Annotated in this window: 17 protein-coding genes; 3 read left to right on the top strand and 14 right to left on the bottom strand. The window is 46.7% G+C overall.

Annotated elements, in window-relative coordinates; genetic code table 11:
- Positions 1–3 precede the first annotated feature (3 nt).
- Positions 4–603 carry a DUF924 family protein gene (locus AC3CIC_RS11090; RefSeq protein ID WP_394210509.1) on the bottom strand — a complete coding sequence of 200 codons (600 nt, stop codon included), beginning with the start codon at positions 601–603 and terminating at the stop codon, positions 4–6.
- Positions 604–831: 228 nt separating this feature from the next.
- Here AC3CIC_RS11090 and AC3CIC_RS11095 point away from each other — a divergent pair, with 228 nt between their 5' ends.
- Positions 832–1260 (top strand): HIT domain-containing protein, encoded by a 429-nt coding sequence (locus AC3CIC_RS11095; protein ID WP_488514630.1) that lies wholly within the window; start codon positions 832–834, stop codon positions 1258–1260.
- Positions 1261–1419: 159 nt separating this feature from the next.
- Here the strand turns inward: AC3CIC_RS11095 and AC3CIC_RS11100 are convergent, their stop codons facing one another.
- The 5 genes from AC3CIC_RS11100 to znuA all read right to left on the bottom strand — a co-directional run bounded on the left by AC3CIC_RS11100 (position 1420) and on the right by znuA (position 8545).
- Positions 1420–1644 (bottom strand): FeoC-like transcriptional regulator, encoded by a 225-nt coding sequence (locus AC3CIC_RS11100; protein ID WP_488514631.1) that lies wholly within the window; start codon positions 1642–1644, stop codon positions 1420–1422.
- Positions 1641–3923, bottom strand: a complete 2283-nt coding sequence (feoB, locus tag AC3CIC_RS11105; protein ID WP_488514632.1) for a Fe(2+) transporter permease subunit FeoB — start codon at positions 3921–3923, stop codon at positions 1641–1643. Before feoB ends, AC3CIC_RS11100 begins: the two co-directional genes overlap by 4 nt.
- A complete protein-coding gene (locus tag AC3CIC_RS11110; RefSeq protein WP_371733152.1) occupies positions 3913–4146 on the bottom strand; it encodes a FeoA family protein in 234 nt (77 codons plus the stop codon). Before AC3CIC_RS11110 ends, feoB begins: the two co-directional genes overlap by 11 nt.
- A gap of 508 nt (positions 4147–4654) precedes the next feature.
- The gene (locus tag AC3CIC_RS11115) at positions 4655–7384 is read right to left on the bottom strand and encodes a helix-turn-helix domain-containing protein (RefSeq protein ID WP_488514633.1); all 2730 of its coding nucleotides are present in this window, start codon (positions 7382–7384) and stop codon (positions 4655–4657) included.
- Between the two features lie 240 nt (positions 7385–7624).
- Positions 7625–8545, bottom strand: coding sequence for a zinc ABC transporter substrate-binding protein ZnuA (znuA, locus tag AC3CIC_RS11120; RefSeq protein WP_488514634.1), 921 nt, complete (start codon positions 8543–8545; stop codon positions 7625–7627).
- Positions 8546–8604: 59 nt separating this feature from the next.
- Between znuA and znuC the strand changes: the two genes are divergently transcribed.
- Together znuC and znuB are read left to right on the top strand one after the other, a co-directional pair.
- Positions 8605–9363: a zinc ABC transporter ATP-binding protein ZnuC gene (znuC, locus tag AC3CIC_RS11125; protein ID WP_026024165.1), complete on the top strand. Its 759-nt coding sequence runs from the start codon at positions 8605–8607 to the stop codon at positions 9361–9363.
- Position 9364: 1 nt separating this feature from the next.
- Positions 9365–10150 (top strand): zinc ABC transporter permease subunit ZnuB, encoded by a 786-nt coding sequence (gene znuB, locus AC3CIC_RS11130; protein WP_016961087.1) that lies wholly within the window; start codon positions 9365–9367, stop codon positions 10148–10150.
- A 91-nt stretch (positions 10151–10241) separates the two neighbouring features.
- Here znuB and sucD read toward each other — a convergent pair whose 3' ends face one another.
- The 8 genes from sucD to sdhC all read right to left on the bottom strand — a co-directional run bounded on the left by sucD (position 10242) and on the right by sdhC (position 19776).
- Complete coding sequence (sucD, locus tag AC3CIC_RS11135) at positions 10242–11114, bottom strand: succinate--CoA ligase subunit alpha (protein ID WP_016961086.1); 873 nt, start codon at positions 11112–11114, stop codon at positions 10242–10244.
- Positions 11114–12280 (bottom strand): ADP-forming succinate--CoA ligase subunit beta, encoded by a 1167-nt coding sequence (gene sucC / locus AC3CIC_RS11140; RefSeq protein ID WP_016961085.1) that lies wholly within the window; start codon positions 12278–12280, stop codon positions 11114–11116. Before sucC ends, sucD begins: the two co-directional genes overlap by 1 nt.
- A gap of 96 nt (positions 12281–12376) precedes the next feature.
- Positions 12377–13591, bottom strand: coding sequence for a 2-oxoglutarate dehydrogenase complex dihydrolipoyllysine-residue succinyltransferase (odhB, locus tag AC3CIC_RS11145; RefSeq protein ID WP_017005763.1), 1215 nt, complete (start codon positions 13589–13591; stop codon positions 12377–12379).
- A 28-nt stretch (positions 13592–13619) separates the two neighbouring features.
- On the bottom strand, positions 13620–16430 hold the full coding sequence (gene sucA / locus AC3CIC_RS11150) for a 2-oxoglutarate dehydrogenase E1 component (protein ID WP_488514635.1): 2811 nt from the start codon (positions 16428–16430) through the stop codon (positions 13620–13622).
- A gap of 119 nt (positions 16431–16549) precedes the next feature.
- A complete protein-coding gene (locus AC3CIC_RS11155; protein WP_017004274.1) occupies positions 16550–17260 on the bottom strand; it encodes a succinate dehydrogenase iron-sulfur subunit in 711 nt (236 codons plus the stop codon).
- Between the two features lie 15 nt (positions 17261–17275).
- Complete coding sequence (gene sdhA / locus AC3CIC_RS11160) at positions 17276–19042, bottom strand: succinate dehydrogenase flavoprotein subunit (protein ID WP_488514636.1); 1767 nt, start codon at positions 19040–19042, stop codon at positions 17276–17278.
- Positions 19043–19390 carry a succinate dehydrogenase, hydrophobic membrane anchor protein gene (gene sdhD, locus AC3CIC_RS11165; RefSeq protein WP_016961078.1) on the bottom strand — a complete coding sequence of 116 codons (348 nt, stop codon included), beginning with the start codon at positions 19388–19390 and terminating at the stop codon, positions 19043–19045. It abuts the gene before it with no gap.
- Positions 19384–19776 carry a succinate dehydrogenase cytochrome b556 subunit gene (sdhC, locus tag AC3CIC_RS11170; RefSeq protein ID WP_016961076.1) on the bottom strand — a complete coding sequence of 131 codons (393 nt, stop codon included), beginning with the start codon at positions 19774–19776 and terminating at the stop codon, positions 19384–19386. Before sdhC ends, sdhD begins: the two co-directional genes overlap by 7 nt.
- Positions 19777–20167 lie beyond the last annotated feature (391 nt).

Here is a 20167-nt window from a genome sequence, read left to right on the forward strand (position 1 = left end):
AGGCTACTGATTCAACTTCGCCCCTCCTTCAACCAACCACAACATCTCATTTTCCGTCGATAGCCGACCTAAAGAGGCATTGCGTTGAGGGAAACGTCCAAAGCGCTGAATAATGTCAAAATGATTCCGCGCTTGTCGATAAAAGTTCTCAAACATGCCCGCCTCTGATTGGTCTGCTGATTCACATAGCTGACTAAATCTAAACAGCGCCTCTTCTTGATCTTCTGCGTGCTCGGAGTGCTGAAGTGGCGTATAGAAAAACGCGCGCTGGATCGGCAGCAATTGTTGGTCCTGACCAATCGCCAACCCACGCTTGCAAAGTGCTAACGCAAACTCATCATAGCGAAACGCAGCACTTAAGCCTCGATAGATACGGCGACTGAATTGATCGAGCAAAATAATCTGCGCTAATGCGCCAAAAGGCGTTTCTAGCCACTGTGACAATTTACCCTCCCCTGCCATGCTAACGTAAGGCAAAAAACGTTCACGAATAACACGGTCGGTACACTCGTCACCATGAAACCACATCGCTTTTATCAAATCATGCGTTTGTGGTGCCTCGGCATCCTCAAACCAAAAGTCCAGCACTTCTATATAGTCCATGCTCGCTCCCACGATGTTGGCTCTGATTGTGACTCTCTCTTTAGCCTAAACCCTTATCAGAAAAAGGGCGCGCTATTGGTCAAGTTGTAGTGGGTTTTGTGATTTTTCCATGACAATTAGGCAAACCCATTTCATCTAATCATCACAGAGTTTAATCTCTGTCATTGGTTTACATTTTTCAAAATTGCCAGTAGCTTTGAATGAGTTTTTGAAAAAAGAGAAAATAAAATGGCGTTTGAGTTACATCCGCGTTTGGAAGCAGATACCACATGGCTGGGAGATTTTTCGCTGTGTCGTGTTTTATTGAGCAAAGAAGATATTGGGCCTTGGTTTATTCTGGTACCCAAAGTGGTAGGCGTTACCGAACTGCATCACCTGAGTGAAGCTGATCAGCAACAGTTTATGCGTGAATCATCCTTGCTTGCTGCAAAGCTGGAATTTCTTACCCGCCCAGATAAGCTGAATATGGGCGCACTCGGAAATATGGTGCCACAACTTCATATTCACCATATCGCCCGCTTTCAATCTGACAGTGCTTGGCCTGGTCCTATATGGGGAAATACACCCGGTATCGCTCGAACCAAAGAAGATCAAGATGCTATGGCATTTCAATGGCGACAACACTTAAGTGAAATCAGCGATTTCATTGCAGCGTAACCGTCTGTATCGAAACCCGCATCTGCCCAATATCTATCTTGATAGATAACGCGAAATAGCCAATCGAAATATAGAAAAAGCGCGGTGTGAATATCACCGCGCTTTTTTAGTATCTACGTGTATCTGATAAGCGGATTACCCGCTCTAGCTGATAGCCACTTACTGTATGACAGTAATGCCTAGCTCTTTATCCGACACCCACTGATACCGGCGAACAACGCCATTTCGTGAATCGGAAACCGTGGTTTTGAGCTGGCCTTTTTTGACCCACACACTCAACATTGCGTCGATACCATCTTCCGACAATCCAAAGTGTACCGCCAATTCCGTCAAACTGCATTGGGGGTTAGCAATCACGTAATCACGCAATTCAGTCAGTATCACAATGCCACCGCATTCATTGCCGCATTACGTTTTGCATGGCGATGAAGTAAATGAATCACGACTGCCATCACGGTCACACTGCCAAGAATGGAAATACCACTTTTGACGGGTGTTTCCGTTAACATCGCGGCTTGATAAACGATAGTTGCACACACCACAGCAAGTAGCATTGTCCAACTGGCAATAAACACCGCAAACGGACGACCAAATTCACGGACATAGGCGCCCATGGCTGCCACACAAGGTGTATAGAGCAAGATAAACACCAAATAGGCAAATGCGCTGGCAGCTGTAAAGTGAACACTCAAGTTAGCAAAGATACTCAAATCGACTTCTTGTTCTTCGGCAACTGCGTGCTGATCGGGCAAATCACCAACGTCTATTCCGAGCGGATCAGCAAAGTTTAACCCCAGTAAATTCTCTGGAATGGTTTCCAACGCTTCTTGCAAACTCGCTAGCAAATCATAGTCTGACGTATCCGCTTCGCTTGGTGTCGAATAAAGATTATTGAGCGTACCGACAACCGCTTCTTTTGCAAAGATCCCAGTGATAATCCCAACCGTCGCCGGCCAATTATCTTCTTGAATACCAATAGGCGCAAAGACAGGTGTGATGACTTGTGCAACTTTTGATAAAACAGAATGTTCAGAATCTTGATGACCAAATGAGCCGTCTGTCCCCACCGAGTTCAAAAAGCTCAACACCGTCACAACGACGACAATGGTTTTACCCGCGCCCAACACAAAACGTTTGAGTTTGTGCCATGTTTTCAACACCACGTCTTTGATACGAGGCCATTCGTAGCGCGGCATTTCCATCATGAAGGAATCACTGTCCCCTGGATATAGCGTATTTCTCAGTACAACGCCCGTAAATACGGCGATAGCAATGCCAAGCAGGTACAACAAGAACACCACGTTTTGTCCGTTTTCTGGGAAAAAGGCGGCGGCAAACAGCGCATAAACAGGTAGACGTGCGCCACATGACATAAATGGCGCCATTGCTGCTGCTAATCGGCGTTCTCGTTCTTGATCAAGAGTACGGGTCGCCATGATCGCAGGCACATTACAGCCAAATCCTAAGACCAACGGTACAAATGCTTTGCCCGGCAAGCCAATTTTCTGCATCGCTTTATCTAGCACAAACGCGGCACGAGCCATATAACCTGAGCTTTCAAGTAAAGACATAAACAGGTAGAGACAGGCAATGACGGGGATAAAGGTGGCCACAGTTTGAATACCCCCGCCAACCCCATCAGCAAGAATCGTCACAAGCCAAACAGGAAGGTGCTCGTCAAGCAAGTAGTGCCCGCCGTCGACCAGTATCGCGCCGGTACTGATGTCAAAGAAATCGATAAATGCACTACCGATGTTTATCGAAAACATAAACATCAGATACATGATGAGGAAAAAGATGGGTAAACCAAAGTAGCGGCTCAACACCACATTATCGATAGCATCGGTAATTCGAGCTTTAAGTGGAACGACCTGCTTTTTACACAGACGACAAATCTGCGCCACGCGCGAGTAACGCACATTGGCAATAACGAGATCAACATCAGTCTGATCTAGTTGTTGATGAGAAACCTCATCAAGCAATATCTTGGTCTCGGCAGAGAGTTGACTCAGCAAGACGCGATCACCTGCCAGCAGACGAATAGACTTTGCGCGTTCGTAGTTTGCGGCTTCTTGCTTTAATCCTCCAGACAGCTTAGCGATTGCAGATTCAACGTCATTGCCGTAATCCAGAGTCAGTGCTGAGCTATCATATGGCGTTCGAATGCTTTCAGCCAGAGAGCACTTTAATGCGTCGACTGATGACGGATTCGTTGCGGTAACCGTGAAGACCTGACAGCCAAGCAGTCTAGCAAGCTCGTCGGTATCAAGACGAAAACCATGCTGCTCCACCACATCCATTTTATTCAAAACGACAACCATCGGTCGCCCTAGCTCACGCAACTGAAGCGTGAGGTAAAGGCTTCGCTCTAAACAACTGGCATCCAGTACATTGACAATCAAATCGCTTGGAAGAGAGAAAAGTGCCGTGATGGCAATCGACTCATCAAGGCTGTTTTCACCGTCGGCATTATCTAGGGTATAGATACCCGGAAGATCGGTGAGTGCGCAGCTTTCATCACCAAGCAATGCAGCGCCGGTTTTTTTGTCCACGGTGACACCCGCCCAGTTACCGATCTCCTGTCGACCACCAGTTAATCGGTTAAAAAGCGTAGTTTTTCCGGAATTCGGGTTACCGACAGTAAGTAACTGCTTACTTGTCATGACTTATTACCTCAATCTGGCTGGCTAAACTCTTTCGAAGCGCAATATCACATCCACGGACGCGGACTTGAATAGGGTCACCCATCGGCGCTAGGCGGATAATGCGTACCTCTGTGTCTGGTAGCAATCCCATCGCCATCAATTTCTTTCGGGGGATAGAAGGTACGTTTGATAACGACAGCACCTGCCCCGTTAAACCCGGCTTTAGCTCCGACAGCTTCATAATCACAACCTAAATGAGAATCATAAACGTTTGCGGTAAAGTATTGCAAAATGTTGCAGAAATAAAGTTGTTTTTGATCAACAAAATTGGCGCTTTGCTCGCTAAGAGACGCAACGCACTTTCTCGAACTCGTTAATTCCGTCAAAAATAACGTCAACTACGTGAAATTCCATCCCGTTTCATGCGTCCATTCCCGACTAATCAAACAAAATTCTCTTCAGCAACGTTGGCAGAAGATTGTTAATTTCGTCAAAAAATCACCAAATGGCTTTTTTTGCCCTTTGAAATCTTCGACTCAGTGCAAAAAACACATGGCTTTTTAATCGGAATGAAATAATGGCGGGAAATTACTATGTGCGAGGGAGGGAGAACCGTTTAAATGAACTCAAGTTAATTCCAGATGGTGTGAGGGACTCCCACACACCTCCGGCAGCAAGCGAAGGTGTCTTTGACGCCCGTGGTATAGTCAGTCGGCTATACCACGCTCTTTTTTTTCCACCTTGTTTACCTACCCCTTCTCACTCTCACATAATTCCCGAAACTGCGATGGCGTACATCCGTACTTTGCTTTGAAAGATTTGGTAAAGTAAGACGGTTCGTTAAACCCACATGCTACTGCTACATTTGTGATCTTATCGCCTTGAGACAGCATGCGCTTAGCATTGGCTAGCCTTGCACTGATTAATGCTTCTTTAAAGGTATAACCTAACTCTGTCTTAAACCGTCGTTGCAAGCTTCGCTCTGAGATAAAGAGCGCTTTAGCCAATACGGTAGGTGAGTAATCAGGGTTGTGAAAATGTATAGCAATTTCACTTAACGCCCTTTCTTTCCATTGCTTCGACTCTTCCGCCGTCTGTCTTGCTTCTTCAGAGAATATCTCCCCGGTCAGAGATGTGTCCAAAGTGACGTCATTAGAGGGCATATATGGGGCTTTAACGATATCATCCGCTGTGTCATCACCTTGACCATCAGAACCTTTAGCAAGCATTTGACGCCTATCTATCTCTATCACTTTTTGGTGAACAGTGTGGCGAAGCTGAACATTGTGGGCTTTGACAATGGCGGTTTTTCTTCGGAAATACCAAATAGCAAGTATTCCCATACCCATTATTAAGATCAATACATACCCAAGTCTTTCATACCAAGGGGCAGCCACGTTTAACGTAATCAACGTTCGTTCAGAAGACTGCCCCCCTTGGATGGGCTCTTTAATCATCAGTGTATAGCGGCCCGACTCAAGCGCACTAAAGAGAAGTTGCTGATCTTTAGTCGTGTGCCAATTATCATCGCTAACGCCATCGAGCCGATACTCAATGCTTTCGTGCTTGCCGAACGGCATCTTACCAATGTCTATCATCAGCGAAGCTTTGCTTGGCAAAGAGATATTGTCCAGATTCGTGCCACCAAGCCTCCATGGTCTGCCATTCACCGATATCGAACCAATAGACGAAGTCCGAAGTGGCGCTTCAAATAGAGCTTCTAACATCTCAAAGGAAAGTGAAAACACCCCATAGTCACCTGCGATTAACATTGCTTTATTCTCGATCTGACACAGATGGCGCAGCGAAGCCGCTGAAGTGGTCTGGTTGCCTCCCTGGATGTAGTGCTGTTGATACGATGCTAAATCAATGCGGTTAATGCCTTTTGTGGTCACAATAAAGGCCGCATGCTCAGACAATACAAAACATTTAGCCCTTGCCTCAATATCACTGTTGAATATGAGCTGGGGTGCAACTGTGCCATCCATCCTGTATTTAAATACGCCGCGCTCCGTCAGCATCCAAAGGTTATCACTGCCATCAATACTGATAGACTTTATGATACCGATTTTTTCTCGCGTTAATTTGGTTTGAAACTGACCATCGAAATAGAAAAGTAAACCTTCACTGGTTCCCAACCATGTCCCCTGTTTATCGAGGTCAAGTACGGCATTCAGTTGAGTGTAAGGCGTATCCGACCAATCGGAGCCAAAATCGATGAGCGTTTTACTTTCTGGCCAATAGCGAAAAACCTGCTTGCCAGAAACAAGCCATAACGAGTGAGTGTCTGCAATCACATGGTCAATCGATACGTTATCTAATCGTGGAGGAGACATGTTTTCTAGAGGTTGCAAGGTGTCAGGATCCAACGCACTTAACCCAGAAGCAGAAGCTATCCATAGGCGGTCATCTAAAGCACTCATGCTTTCAATCACAAGGTTGAGTTTGGCGGACTTAGTGGGTTTGAGATCTTTATCTAGCGCAACAAGTTTGTTTCTGGCACTTAAATAGTATTTATTACCTAAGGTCACCATTGACGAAATGCTTGCATCTCCCCAGTCCGGCATCATTGCGTGTAACGGGAAACGATGAACGCTTTGTGCCGCTGGCGAACGATAATTAAGCGCATTTTCTGTCGATAACCAAATGCCTCCTGATCGGCCAGTCTCAATATCAAAGATCTGTTCGCCCGATAAGCTGTATGCATCATCAATCTCCCCATCAATGTGCTCAAACTGGATGGCGTTATTGCTTCTCGATGTACCTAAATAAAGACCGCTATCTGTCCCGACCCACAGACCTTCGCTGGTTTCCTCAACCACATTCACTGAGGTATCTTTCAAAAAGTGAGACGATATTGTCCCATCGACAACGTGAAAAAGGCCCTGTTGAGAACCCAGCCACAGTGCACCCTCACTTTCATAGGCGGATTTCACCGAAACATTATCAGCTAACGCAAACACCTTTTTGCCGGTATGAACATCGATTAATGCTGATTCACTCAGACCAATCACCTTGTTTTGGCTCTCAAATAACCTCGCCAAAGGCATGTGTCCTAGATTTTCTGCTGAAGATGTCGCGAAAGGAATTCGAAACAAGTTTGATGAGGTAGAAACCCACAAATAGCGTGGGTCTGACGCGATATCTGTGACTGACTCAGCCTCCCCTAAGGGGATTATCTCTAACGCATTCGATTCAATGTCATAGCGAAACAAAGCGCTATTGGCGATAAACCAAAGCGAGTCATCAAACGCCGAAATACGCGAGATGGGATAAGACGGAAGCGGTAAAAACTGAGAAAGAGAATGGTAGTGAACACCATCATAGAAACTGACATTTCCATGGCTATCAAGCAACCATACTCCGTAATTAGGCGTGTACTCCACATCAACCACATTGTTAGATTGCTTCTCGCCAGTTAAAGGAAATGCATAAAAAACAGCCGATGCAACAGCTCGGATTGGTGCTGTTGCAAGCATCACCAACACAATGGAGATAATAAGCGATTTGGTTAGAAAGCGTTGATACTGTGAGAACATCGTTTACTTAGCGTTATTCTGATCTCGCCACATCTTGTCAGCTTTTAGTGACATTTAAGTTGATCGAGAACATCAATGCGATGCATATCACTCTCGCAACTAATCGCAGACCTTGCGTCCAAACGCCTAAAATCGCAAACAAAATTGCCGCTTCGCTTCAATTATCTTACTGAAAATTGCTTACAGCGAAAAACAATCAGCGTAGCTTTTACCTAGGGCGTTGAGGAAATCAACATAGTGGTTATCAACGAGCGACATATCTTGTGCCATCGGGTCAAGCAATACGATTTTTGCTTGTGTTCCTTTCACCACACTCTTCACCAAGCCCGGATTAAACTGGGGTTCTGAAAACACACACTGTGCTTGATCTTCCATCAATGCACTTCGAATGGAAACCAAGGTTCGTGCACCCGGTTTTCTATCCGGGTTAATGGTCAGGTGCCCAGCAGGTTTAAGCCCAAACGCACTTTCAAAGTACCCATAAGCATCGTGAAACAAGAAATAGCCTTTGGAAGAACTTGCATCAAGACTTTTCGCAATTCTCGTTTGCGCCTGAGTCACTTCCGCTAAGAATTTATCGTAGTTTGCCTGATAGTCCGCCGCATGAGCGGGGTCTCGTTGTGAAAGCGCGTTTTTAATGGCTTTCGCAATCACTTTGCTTTGGTCTGGACCAAGCCAAATGTGTCCATCAATCCCGTCATGACTATGGCCGTGATCATCATGCTTCTCATGGCTGTCTTCCCCATAATGGCGAACAGGCATACCTTCGTAAGTAATTAACCTGAGTGTATTGGGCTGACCACTCAACACTTTTTCTAAAAATAGTTCGACCTCTGGACCCACCCAAACCACAAGATCTGCATCGCGAAGTTTTTTTATGTCAGACGGTTTTAATGCGTAATCATGCGGTGAAGCATTGTCCGGTAGCAGGACATCAACCGTTGCTAGATCGCCTGCAATATCATGAGCAATCAAGCCGAGTGGCTTAATCGTTGTCACGATAGAAGGCTGTGATGCATATGCTGACATTGAAATGACGAGAAATAACATCGTCAGAATTTGGAAGCAACGGGTGATTATCATGAGTTTTGGGGCCAACATTTTAATACGACAGGAAATGTTATATTATAACATTTCAATTTAAACATCATGTCCAATTTATGTCCGCATCCTTGGTTACGCTAAATAACGTTTCGGTCATCTTTGATGGTAGGAGCGTGCTAGATCGCATTTCGCTCTCTCTTTATCGCGATAAGATCACTACCCTAATTGGCCCAAATGGGGCAGGCAAGTCTACGCTGGTGAAAACCGTGATTGGACTCAATGCGCCCACGGAAGGAACGATTGAGCGTCTGCCTCAGCTAAAAATCGGATATGTTCCGCAAAAGCTTCGGCTAAACGAAAGTTTGCCTTTGCGTGTTGATCGCTTCCTCAAGCTTTGCCCTAAAGCAACCAGTGCATCGATTCAAGATGCACTTAGCCTAGTCGGTGCTATGAAGTTACTGCACGCCAATATGCATACCCTTTCAGGAGGGGAAATGCAGCGTGTTCTTTTGGCAAGCGCTGTGTTGAAAAAGCCGGACCTATTAGTGCTTGATGAACCTGTCCAAGGTGTTGACGTGGCGGGACAACTCGAGCTGTATAGCCTAATTGCCAAGTTAAAAGAAACCCTTCACTGCGGTATTTTAATGGTTTCTCATGATTTGCATTTGGTGATGGCAAAAACAGATGAAGTCATCTGCCTTCAACACCACATATGTTGCTCAGGTGAGCCTGATGCCATTTCAACTCACCCTGAATACGTGGCGCTTTTTGGTCGACAAGAGAGTGAACAGTTGGCGCTCTATCATCACCATCACAACCACGACCACGACCTATCTGGCAACCCTGTCGGACCTTGCAAGCACGGAGACCATTAAGATGTTGGAATTTCTTGCCATCCCTCTGTTGGCGGGCATGTGTATTGCAGCGGCCGTTGGGCCTTTGGGCTCATTTGTTGTTTGGCGAAAGATGGCCTATTTCGGCGATACCTTGGCTCATGCCTCTTTGTTTGGCCTTGCCTTAGGTTTTATGCTGCAAGTGAGCCTAAATCTCGCCTTAATAGCAAGTTGCTTAACCATTGCTATCCTGTTGGTGGCATTGCAAAGAAAAAGCAGTGTATCTACGGATACCCTGCTTGGCATCATTGCGCATACTTCATTGTCGTTAGGCTTAGTCTCAATCAGTTTTGTTGACGACTTGCGGGTTGATTTAATGTCATACCTATTCGGCGATCTGCTTTCTGTCACTTATGCCGATCTCGGGCTTATAGCAGGTGGCTGTACCCTTGTTTCTATCGCACTATATTCGCTTTGGCGTCCATTGCTGGCCATTACCGTAGATGAAGACATGGCGCGCGTCGATGGCTACAACGTTGATCGCCTAAAACTGATTTTGATGTTAATGGTAGGTCTGGTTATCGCTATTGCGATGAAGTTTGTTGGTGCGCTGATTATTACATCGTTGATGATTATTCCTGCCGCGACAGCAAGACGATTCGCCGTTAGCCCTGAACAAATGGCATTTCTGGCAAGCCTAATCGGGGTCATTGCAGTGATGGGTGGTATTGCCCTTTCATGGTTTCAAGACACACCAGCAGGCCCCTCTGTCGTGGTTGTTGCGGGCCTATTGTTTTTTATCAGCCAGTTCCGCAAACAAGCAGAATAGCGCCAAACCATTCCCCCGACTGATTCTATGCAGACGAAAAAAAGCCGCTCTACAACGAGAGCGGCTTTTTATTAACTAATTACTTGCCGTATTACCAGCCCGTGGTTTCACGTAGCGCTTTACCGATGTCAGCAAGACTCTTAACAGTCTTAACACCTGCAGCTTCCAGTGCAGCAAACTTGTCTTCTGCTGTACCTTTACCGCCAGAAATAATCGCACCGGCATGGCCCATACGTTTACCCGGAGGAGCGGTCACACCTGCGATGTAAGAAACAACTGGTTTAGTCACGTTAGCTTTAATGTAAGCTGCTGCTTCTTCTTCCGCTGTCCCACCGATTTCACCGATCATCACAATCGCTTCCGTCGCTGGATCTTTCTCAAACATCTCAAGGATATCGATAAAGTTTGAACCTGGGATTGGGTCACCACCAATACCTACACAAGTAGATTGGCCGAAACCTTCGTCAGTGGTTTGCTTAACCGCTTCATAAGTCAGCGTACCTGAACGTGAAACAATACCCACTTTGCCTGGCTTGTGAATATGACCAGGCATGATGCCAATCTTACACTCACCCGGTGTGATAACGCCTGGGCAGTTTGGACCGATCATGCGAACGCCAGCTTCGTCTAACTTAACTTTTACTTCCAGCATATCCAGTGTAGGAATGCCTTCTGTGATGGTCACGATAAGCTCAACACCAGCATCAATCGCTTCAAGGATTGCATCTTTACAAAATGGTGCAGGTACGTAGATAACTGACGCTGTTGCGCCTGTCGCTTCTACTGCTTCTGCAACCGTGTTGAACACAGGTAAACCTAGGTGAGTCGTGCCACCTTTACCTGGAGATACACCACCAACCATTTGCGTACCGTACTCAAGCGCTTGCTCAGAGTGGAACGTACCTTGGCCACCGGTAAAACCTTGGCAAATAACTTTGGTATCTTTATTGATCAAAACAGACATTATTTGCCCTCCGCTGCAGCAACAACTTTATCAGCTGCTTCAGTCAGTGAGGTCGCAGCAATAATGTTCAGGCCGCTATCGGCCAGTTTTTGAGTTCCAAGTTCGGCATTGTTACCTTCAAGGCGAACAACAACTGGGACTTTGACACCCACTTCTTCCACTGCACCAATGATGCCGTCTGCAATCAGGTCACAGCGAACAATACCGCCGAAGATGTTAACCAGAACGGCTTTCACGTTGTCGTCAGACAAGATGATTTTGAATGCTTCAGTAACACGCTCTTTGGTCGCGCCGCCGCCAACATCCAAGAAGTTTGCTGGGCTACCGCCGTGCAAGTTCACGATGTCCATCGTGCCCATTGCTAGGCCTGCACCATTAACCATACAGCCGATGCTGCCATCCAATGCGACATAGTTCAGTTCCCACTGAGCGGCATGCGCTTCACGCGCATCGTCTTGACTTGGATCGTGCATTTCACGCACTTTAGGCTGACGATAAACAGCGTTGCTGTCGATGGTCAGTTTGGCATCCAAACAATGCAAGTTGCCTTTGTCTGTAATGACCAGTGGGTTAACTTCTACCAGTGCAACATCACGCTCGATGAACAGCTTAGCAATACCCATGAAAATTTTGGTGAACTGCTTAATTTGCTCGCCTTGAAGACCCAACTTAAAGGCCAATTGACGACCTTGGTATGGCTGAGGGCCAACCAATGGATCAATAGCTGCTTTGTGGATCAGTTCTGGCGTTTCTTCAGCCACTTTTTCTATTTCCACACCACCTTCAGTAGATGCCATGAAAACAACGCGACGTGTGCCACGGTCTACAACCGCACCCAGATACAGCTCTTTAGCAATATCTGTGCACTCTTCAACCAAAATTTTGCTGACAGGTTGACCGTTAGCATCTGTTTGATAAGTCACTAGGTTTTTACCCAGCCAGTTATGTGCAAACGCTTTGATTTCTTCTTTGTTGCTAACAAGCTTCACACCGCCCGCTTTACCGCGGCCACCAGCATGTACTTGGCATTTAACGACCCATTTGTCGCCGCCAATCTTGTCAGCCGCTTCGGCTGCTTCTTGAGGAGTGTCACAGGCGTACCCTTCGGATACAGGCAGCCCATATTCAGCAAATAGCTGTTTTGACTGATATTCGTGCAGATTCATGATGTTCTATCCGTGTCAATTCCATATTATAGGTCTAATTGCTTTCCAAACAGGGGGCTACCATGCCCCCTGTAAACCGACTAAAGCCGGGACTGCTTATACGTCAAGCAGCAAACGCGTTGGGTCTTCTAAAAGCTCTTTAATCGTCACCAAGAAACCAACAGACTCGCGTCCGTCAATCAGGCGGTGGTCATAAGAAAGAGCAAGGTACATCATTGGCAGGATTTCAACTTTGCCGTTAATCGCCATTGGGCGTTCTTGGATCTTGTGCATACCAAGGATAGCAGCCTGAGGCGGGTTGATGATCGGTGTCGACATCAGCGAGCCAAACACACCACCGTTGGTGATAGTGAAGTTACCGCCAGTCAGATCATCAACGGTCAATTTGCCATCACGACCTTTAAGCGCTAGCTCTTTAATGCCTTTTTCAACATCAGCCAAGCCAAGACGATCACAGTCACGCAGTACTGGTGTCACCAAGCCGCGTGGCGTAGAAACAGCCATGCTGACATCAAAGAAGTTGTGGTAAACAATCTCTTCACCGTCAATTGATGCATTCACTTCTGGGTAGCGTTTCAACGCTTCAACCACGGCTTTTACATAGAAAGACATGAAACCGAGGCGGATACCATGACGCTCTTCGAACACATCTTTGTATTGCTTACGAATGTCCATGATAGGTTTCATGTTCACTTCGTTGAAGGTTGTCAGCATGGCGGTACTGTTTTTTGCTTCAAGCAAACGTTCAGCAACACGCTTACGAAGACGCGTCATAGGCACACGCTTTTCACTGCGATGACCTAGAGCTGGCGTTTCTTCTTTCACTTGTGCAGGTGCTGGAGCCGCTTTAGCGCCACCATTTTTCAAGAAAGCATCGATGTCTTCACGCGTAATACGCCCGCCTACACCTGAACCCTTGATTTGGTCTGGGTTAACGTTGTTCTCTGCAAGAAGACGACGAACTGCAGGGCTAAGTGCATCGTTCTGCTCTTCGGTAAGAGACGCGGTATGGCGTTTATCTGGTGATGACTCAGAAGCTACAGGAACATCTTGAGTTGGTTCACCCGCAACTGCACCTGCTTTGATTTTTGCAAGCAGTTGCTTAGAAAGTACCGTCGCACCTTCCACTTCGATAATCGCTTCCAACACACCATCTTCAGGTGCTGGCACTTCGAGAACCACTTTATCGGTCTCAATATCCACCAGAACCTCGTCGCGTGTTACGACGTCGCCCGGCTTCTTGTGCCAAGTAGCCACTGTCGCATCTGCGACAGACTCGGGTAGGTCGGGAACCAGAATTTCGATTGTCATATCGTTTATTTCCTTAGCTTTCTAGTTCTTAATTCAGGGTAAGAGCGTCTTCAATCAACGCTTTTTGTTGTTTTAAATGCACAGACATGTAACCAACAGCAGGAGATGCAGACGCAGCGCGTCCCGCATAGCTCAGCGTTGAATCCGCCGGAATTGCCATTCGGAAATTGTGCTGACTGCTATACCAAGCGCCCTGATTTTGAGGCTCTTCTTGGCACCACACAAAGTCTTTGGCATTAACATATTGACTGATAACCGCTTGTAGGTCCTCTTTCGGGAACGGATACAGTTGCTCAATACGCACAATGGCGATGTCTTTAATTTCTTCTTTGCGTCTTGTTTCAAGCAAGTCGTAGTACACCTTACCCGAACACATAACGACACGTTTCACGGCATTGGCATCCAAATCATCCACTTCACCAATTGCTGCTTGGAAATTACCATTCGCGAGTTCATCCAAGGACGATGTACACAGCGGATGACGCAGCAACGACTTAGGAGACATGACCACCAGCGGACGACGCATTGGACGAAACACTTGACGACGAATCATGTGATAGATTTGCGCTGGTGTTGATGGCACACACACTTGCATGTTTTGTTCAGCACAAAGCTGAAGGTAGCGTTCCAAACGTGCAGATGAGTGCTCAGGGCCTTGACCTTCGTAGCCGTGCGGCAGAAGCATAGTCAGACCACACATACGGCCCCACTTTTGCTCACCAGAGCTAATAAATTGGTCAATCACCACTTGGGCGCCGTTTGCAAAGTCACCAAACTGAGCTTCCCACAAGGTTAAGCCACCCGGTTCTGCCGTTGCATAGCCGTATTCAAATGCCAGCACTGCCTCTTCAGACAATACCGAGTCAAACACTTGGAACGGACCTTGTTTATCATGAACGTTAGCAAGTGGAATATAGGTACTTGCATCAGTTTGATTGTGCAACACAGAGTGACGGTGGAAGAAAGTTCCACGTCCTGCGTCTTGCCCACTGATACGAATACGTTTTCCATCATCAACAATAGTCGCGTAAGCCAGTGTTTCTGCCATACCCCAGTCCAGTGCTTTTTCACCGTTAACCATCGCAATACGATCGTTATTTAGCTTTTCGACACGGCTGTGAAGCTTATGGCTTTCAGGATATTGCGTGAGACGCTGACCAATCTCGACCAATCGTTTCATATCGAAGGTATTCGCCCACTCGATAGTCCAGTCATGACCCAAATACGGAGACCAATCAACCGAATGAAGCGCCATAGGGCGGTATTCTTTCGTAACATGCTCACCGCGATCAAGCGCATCACGGTATTCGTTGATGAGGTACGTCGCTTTCTCTAGATCGGCAACCTTTTGATCGGCCAAAACATCGGCGTAGATTTTACGCGGTGTTGGGTGTTTTTTGATTTTTTGGTACATCAGTGGCTGAGTTGCATTTGGCTCATCGGCTTCGTTGTGACCATGGCGGCGATAGCACACCAAATCAATAACAACATCACGCTTAAAGGTACTGCGATAATCCAACGCTAAACGAGAAACAAACGCGACAGCTTCAGGATCATCTGCGTTTACATGCAGAATTGGAGCCTGAACCATCTTCGCTATATCTGTACAATATTGCGTAGAGCGCATGTCGTGCGGATTAGACGTCGTAAAACCAATTTGATTATTCACAACGATGCGAATGGTACCGCCAACACGAAAGCCTCGGGCCTGTGACATGTTGAACGTTTCTTGCACCACACCCTGACCAGCAATCGCAGAGTCACCATGAATAGTGATCGGCAATACGGTTGAACCGTCTTTATCGCCCAAGCGATCTTGACGAGCTCGGACAGAGCCGATAACCACTGGATTAACAATTTCTAGGTGTGAAGGGTTAAATGCCATCACCAAGTGAACATCGCCACCAGGTGTTGCAAAGTCACAAGAGAAGCCTTGGTGGTACTTAACGTCGCCCGTACCCCAAGATTCACCATGTTTGCCCGCAAACTCATCAAATAGCTCTGAAGGCTTTTTCCCCAGAACGTTGACGAGCATGTTCAGACGACCACGGTGGGCCATACCAACAACGACTTCACGCACACCGTTTGTACCAGCTTGGCGAATAATTTCCTTCACCATTGGGATCAGTGCATCGCCACCTTCAAGAGAGAATCGTTTTGCACCAGGGAATTTCGCGCCTAAGTAGCGCTCCAAGCCTTCTGCAGCTGTTAACTCTTCAAGCAACGCCATTTTCTCGTCGGTTGAAAATTTAGGCTGGCCAACAACAGATTCTAAGCGCTGTTGGATCCAACGTTTTTCGTCTGTGTCAGTAATGTGCATATATTCTGCGCCGACAGAACCACAATAGGTTTTGTTCAGAGCATCATAAAGGTCGGCAAGTTTCATGCTCTCTTGCCCAATGGCAAAAGAACCTACGTTGAAGGTCTCTTCGAAGTCTTCTTCGTTGAGAGAGTGAAAAGATGGATCCAGATCTGGAACGCGTTCACGTTGCCAAATACCTAATGGGTCCAATGTTGCTTGTTGGTGTCCACGGAAACGGTAAGCATTGATTAACTGCAATACTTTGACCTGTTTCGCATCGACATCCGGATCACTGACTGAGGCACTAAAATGCGCTGTCTCGGTGGCGAGCCTACGGAAGTATTCACGAACTCTTGAGTGGGGTTGCTCGGGTGCGTTGCCATTCACAACAGGCAGCTCATTAAACACTGCTTGCCATTCGCTATCTACAGACTCGGGGTCACTGAGGTACAGTTCGTAGAGGTCTTCTACGTAAGTTGCATTGGCGCCAGCCAAATGAGAAGACTCTAACCAAGCCTTCATCACGCCATTTTGCATTGTTATCCCTTAACCACTTAGTTATATGTATTACCACAACCGGAGGTTAACCGGCGTTCCTTTTAAGCTCCTCTCGCGAGGAGCCTAAATCTTAAATCATGTAGGTACAGAACCCGATATTACACCGCGCGCTTAAGCAGCATGGAGCGAATATGGCCTATAGCTTTTGTCGGGTTTAGTCCTTTAGGACAAACATTTACACAGTTCATGATGCTATGGCAACGGAAAACACTAAAAGCGTCGTCCAGATCTGATAAACGTTCTTCGGTCGCAGTATCACGACTGTCAATTAACCAGCGATACGCAGCCAACAGGCCTGCCGGGCCGACAAATTTGTCTGGGTTCCACCAAAATGATGGGCATGACGTACTACAACATGCACACATGATACATTCGTACAGCCCATCAAGATGTGCGCGATCTTCAGGCGATTGCAAGTTTTCACGCGCGGGTGGAATACTGTCATTAATTAGGTACGGCTTAACGCGTTCATAGTTTTGATAGAACTGCGTCAAGTCAACAATAAGGTCACGTACGACAGGCAAACCTGGTAGAGGACGAATCACAATGCTCGATTTATCAGTCAATGCTGATAACGGCGTGATACATGCCAAGCCATTTTTACCATTCATGTTAATGCCGTCGGAACCACATACCCCTTCGCGGCAAGAGCGGCGAAACGAAAGCGTCGGATCTTGCTCTTTAAGCAAAATAAGCGCATCGAGAACCATCATATCCGAGCCTTCAGGCACTTCAAGGGCGTACCCTTTCATGTGCGGCGCATCATCAACATCTGGGTTGTAACGGTATACAGAAAAATTCAGTTTCATGATTAACTACCTCCCTTAGTATGTACGCGCTTTAGGCACAAACGTATCACGATGAATCGGTGTCATGTTGACATCACGTTTCGTCATCGCTTCAGTTTCTGGGTTGTAGATGGTGTGGCATAGCCAGTTTTCATCATCTCGCTCTTGGTAGTCAAAGCGAGCATGTGCGCCACGACTCTCGGTGCGGTAATTCGCTGCAACTGCCGTAGACAACGCAGTTTCCATCAGATTATCAAGCTCCAAACACTCAATACGCTGAGTGTTGAATTCACTTGAATTGTCATCAAGACGCGCTTCTTTAAGGCGCTCGCGAATAACTTTAAGCTCTTCCAGACCTTTTGCCATGGCTTCACCTTCACGGAAGACCGAGAAGTTGTTTTGCATGCAAGACTGAAGATCTTTACGAATTTGAACTGGGTCTTCACCCTTCGGCGTTGAATTCCAACGATTCACTCGAGTTAGAGACGCTTCAATGTCAGATTCTGATGCATCACGCGCTTCAACTTGTGCTGCCAGCGTTTCACCAAGGTGAAGACCCGTCGCACGGCCGAAGACAACCAAATCAAGTAGCGAGTTGCCGCCAAGACGGTTCGCACCGTGAACAGAAACGCTCGCGATTTCTCCGCAAGCAAACAGACCTTGAATTTCAACATCGTTGCCGTTCGGATCTTGCTTGATAGCTTGACCAGAAATCTGAGTCGGTATACCGCCCATCATGTAGTGACAGGTTGGAATGACTGGAATCGGTTCTTTAATGGGATCAATGTGTGCAAAGGTGCGAGACAACTCAAGAATACCTGGTAGGCGTGCTTCGAGAACATCTTTACCCAAGTGGTCCAATTTCAACTTAAGGTGCGGACCCCAAGGGCCGTCACAGCCACGGCCTTCACGAATTTCAACCATCATTGAACGTGCAACAACGTCGCGACCTGCAAGGTCTTTCGCGTTTGGTGCATAACGTTCCATGAAGCGCTCGCCGTCTTTATTGAGAAGGTAACCACCTTCACCACGACAGCCTTCTGTGACCAATACACCTGCACCAGCGATGCCTGTTGGGTGGAACTGCCACATTTCCATGTCTTGCATTGGAACGCCAGCACGCAACGCCATACCAACACCATCACCAGTATTGATGTGAGCATTCGTAGTGGATTGATAAATACGACCTGCGCCGCCTGTTGCCATGACGGTTGCTTTTGCTTTGAAGTAGCAAATCTCACCACTTTCCATACACATTGCTGTTGAACCAACTACCGCGCCGTCTTGGTTTTTCACCAAATCCAGTGCATACCACTCAGAAAAGATCATTGTTTTATTTTTGATGTTCTGTTGGTAAAGAGTGTGCAGCAGTGCGTGGCCGGTTCGGTCAGCAGCAGCGGCAGTACGAGCCGCTTGCTCGCCACCAAAGGCTTTTGACTGACCACCAAATGGGCGTTGGTAAATACTGCCATCTTCGAAGCGAGAAAATGGAAGGCCCATTTTTTCTAATTCGATAATTGACTGAGGGCCGGTTTTACACATGTATTCAATTGCGTTTTGGTCACCAATATAATCGGAGCCTTTAACGGTGTCATACATATGCCATTCCCAGTTATCTTCATGGGAATTACCTAGTGCTACCGTAATACCGCCTTGCGCAGAAACAGTATGTGAACGGGTTGGAAATACTTTTGAAAGCAACGCACAAGAAAGGCCTTGCTCTGAAATTTGTAGTGCAGCACGCATACCTGCGCCGCCAGCACCAATGACAATTGCGTCAAATTCTCTTACTGGAATACTCACTTACACACCCCACAATACGAAAAAGCCAGTCAACAGGTAGACAAAAAGCAGTGCTACTATGCCAAACTGCATCAGAGCGCGAACCAATGTCGGCTTGATGTAGTCCGTCAGCACTTGCCACATGCCAATCCACGCATGGATAAGCACACAAACCAGCGCTAGCATGGTGAATACTTTGTTGCTTGTCTGGCCCCAAAACTCAATCCAACTTTGATAAGTCAGGTCTGGACCAAATGCAAAAAAGCCCACCATATATAATGTGTAAAGTGTCATGATGATGGCAGTGGCACGGATCAAGATAAAATCATGAACACCGTTTCTACCAAATGAAGATACATGTCCTACCATACTAACCCCCAAGCTAAAACAGACAGCACGGCAGTAATGCCGAATGCCACTTTCGCGCTCATGTTTCCTGACTCAAGTTCTTCGAAATACTTCATATCCATCAGTAAGTGGCGAATACCACCCACAATGTGATAAGCGAGCGCCGTTAAGATGCCCCAAAGTATGAACTTGGCAAAAAAGCTATCAACGATGTCCGCTGCAGCTTCGAAACCGCTTGGAGAAGATAATGACAGGCTTAGTAGCCAGAGAAGGATGGCAACCGAGAAGAAGGTGATGACACCCGAAACGCGGTGCACGATAGACGCTATCGCTGTGATGGGAAAGCGTATGGTCTGAAGGTCGAGGTTTACCGGTCTTGGCTTTGTTACTTTCACGATATGGCCCACTCAGCTCCATTGAGCAATTATTGTTATAACACTCTCTGCATATACATTTCGCGATCGCGCCAGACCTGCAACATCTTTAATTACGTTTTACGGTGTCTTCTGCTATTAACTGCAGATCAAGCCCCGTTTTACGCAGAGAAAATATCGATTTGAGCCCCGAAACGCCCCGGCATTATGTAATATCCAGAGACCTGCCGCAGAGTATATGCCCCGTAACATTTAAACACAAACCAATAAAATTGACGGAAATCCCGAAACAGAGCATTAACTTAATACGCACATATTTTTGATACTTGCGTACACCCGACAAAGATCACTTCTGCAAATTGACATCTTATGAAGCGATCGGTACAACAACGGGGTCCGTATCCGGGATAGGATTATATAAAAA

This window comes from Enterovibrio sp. QJM3NY_24 (genome assembly GCF_057786035.1).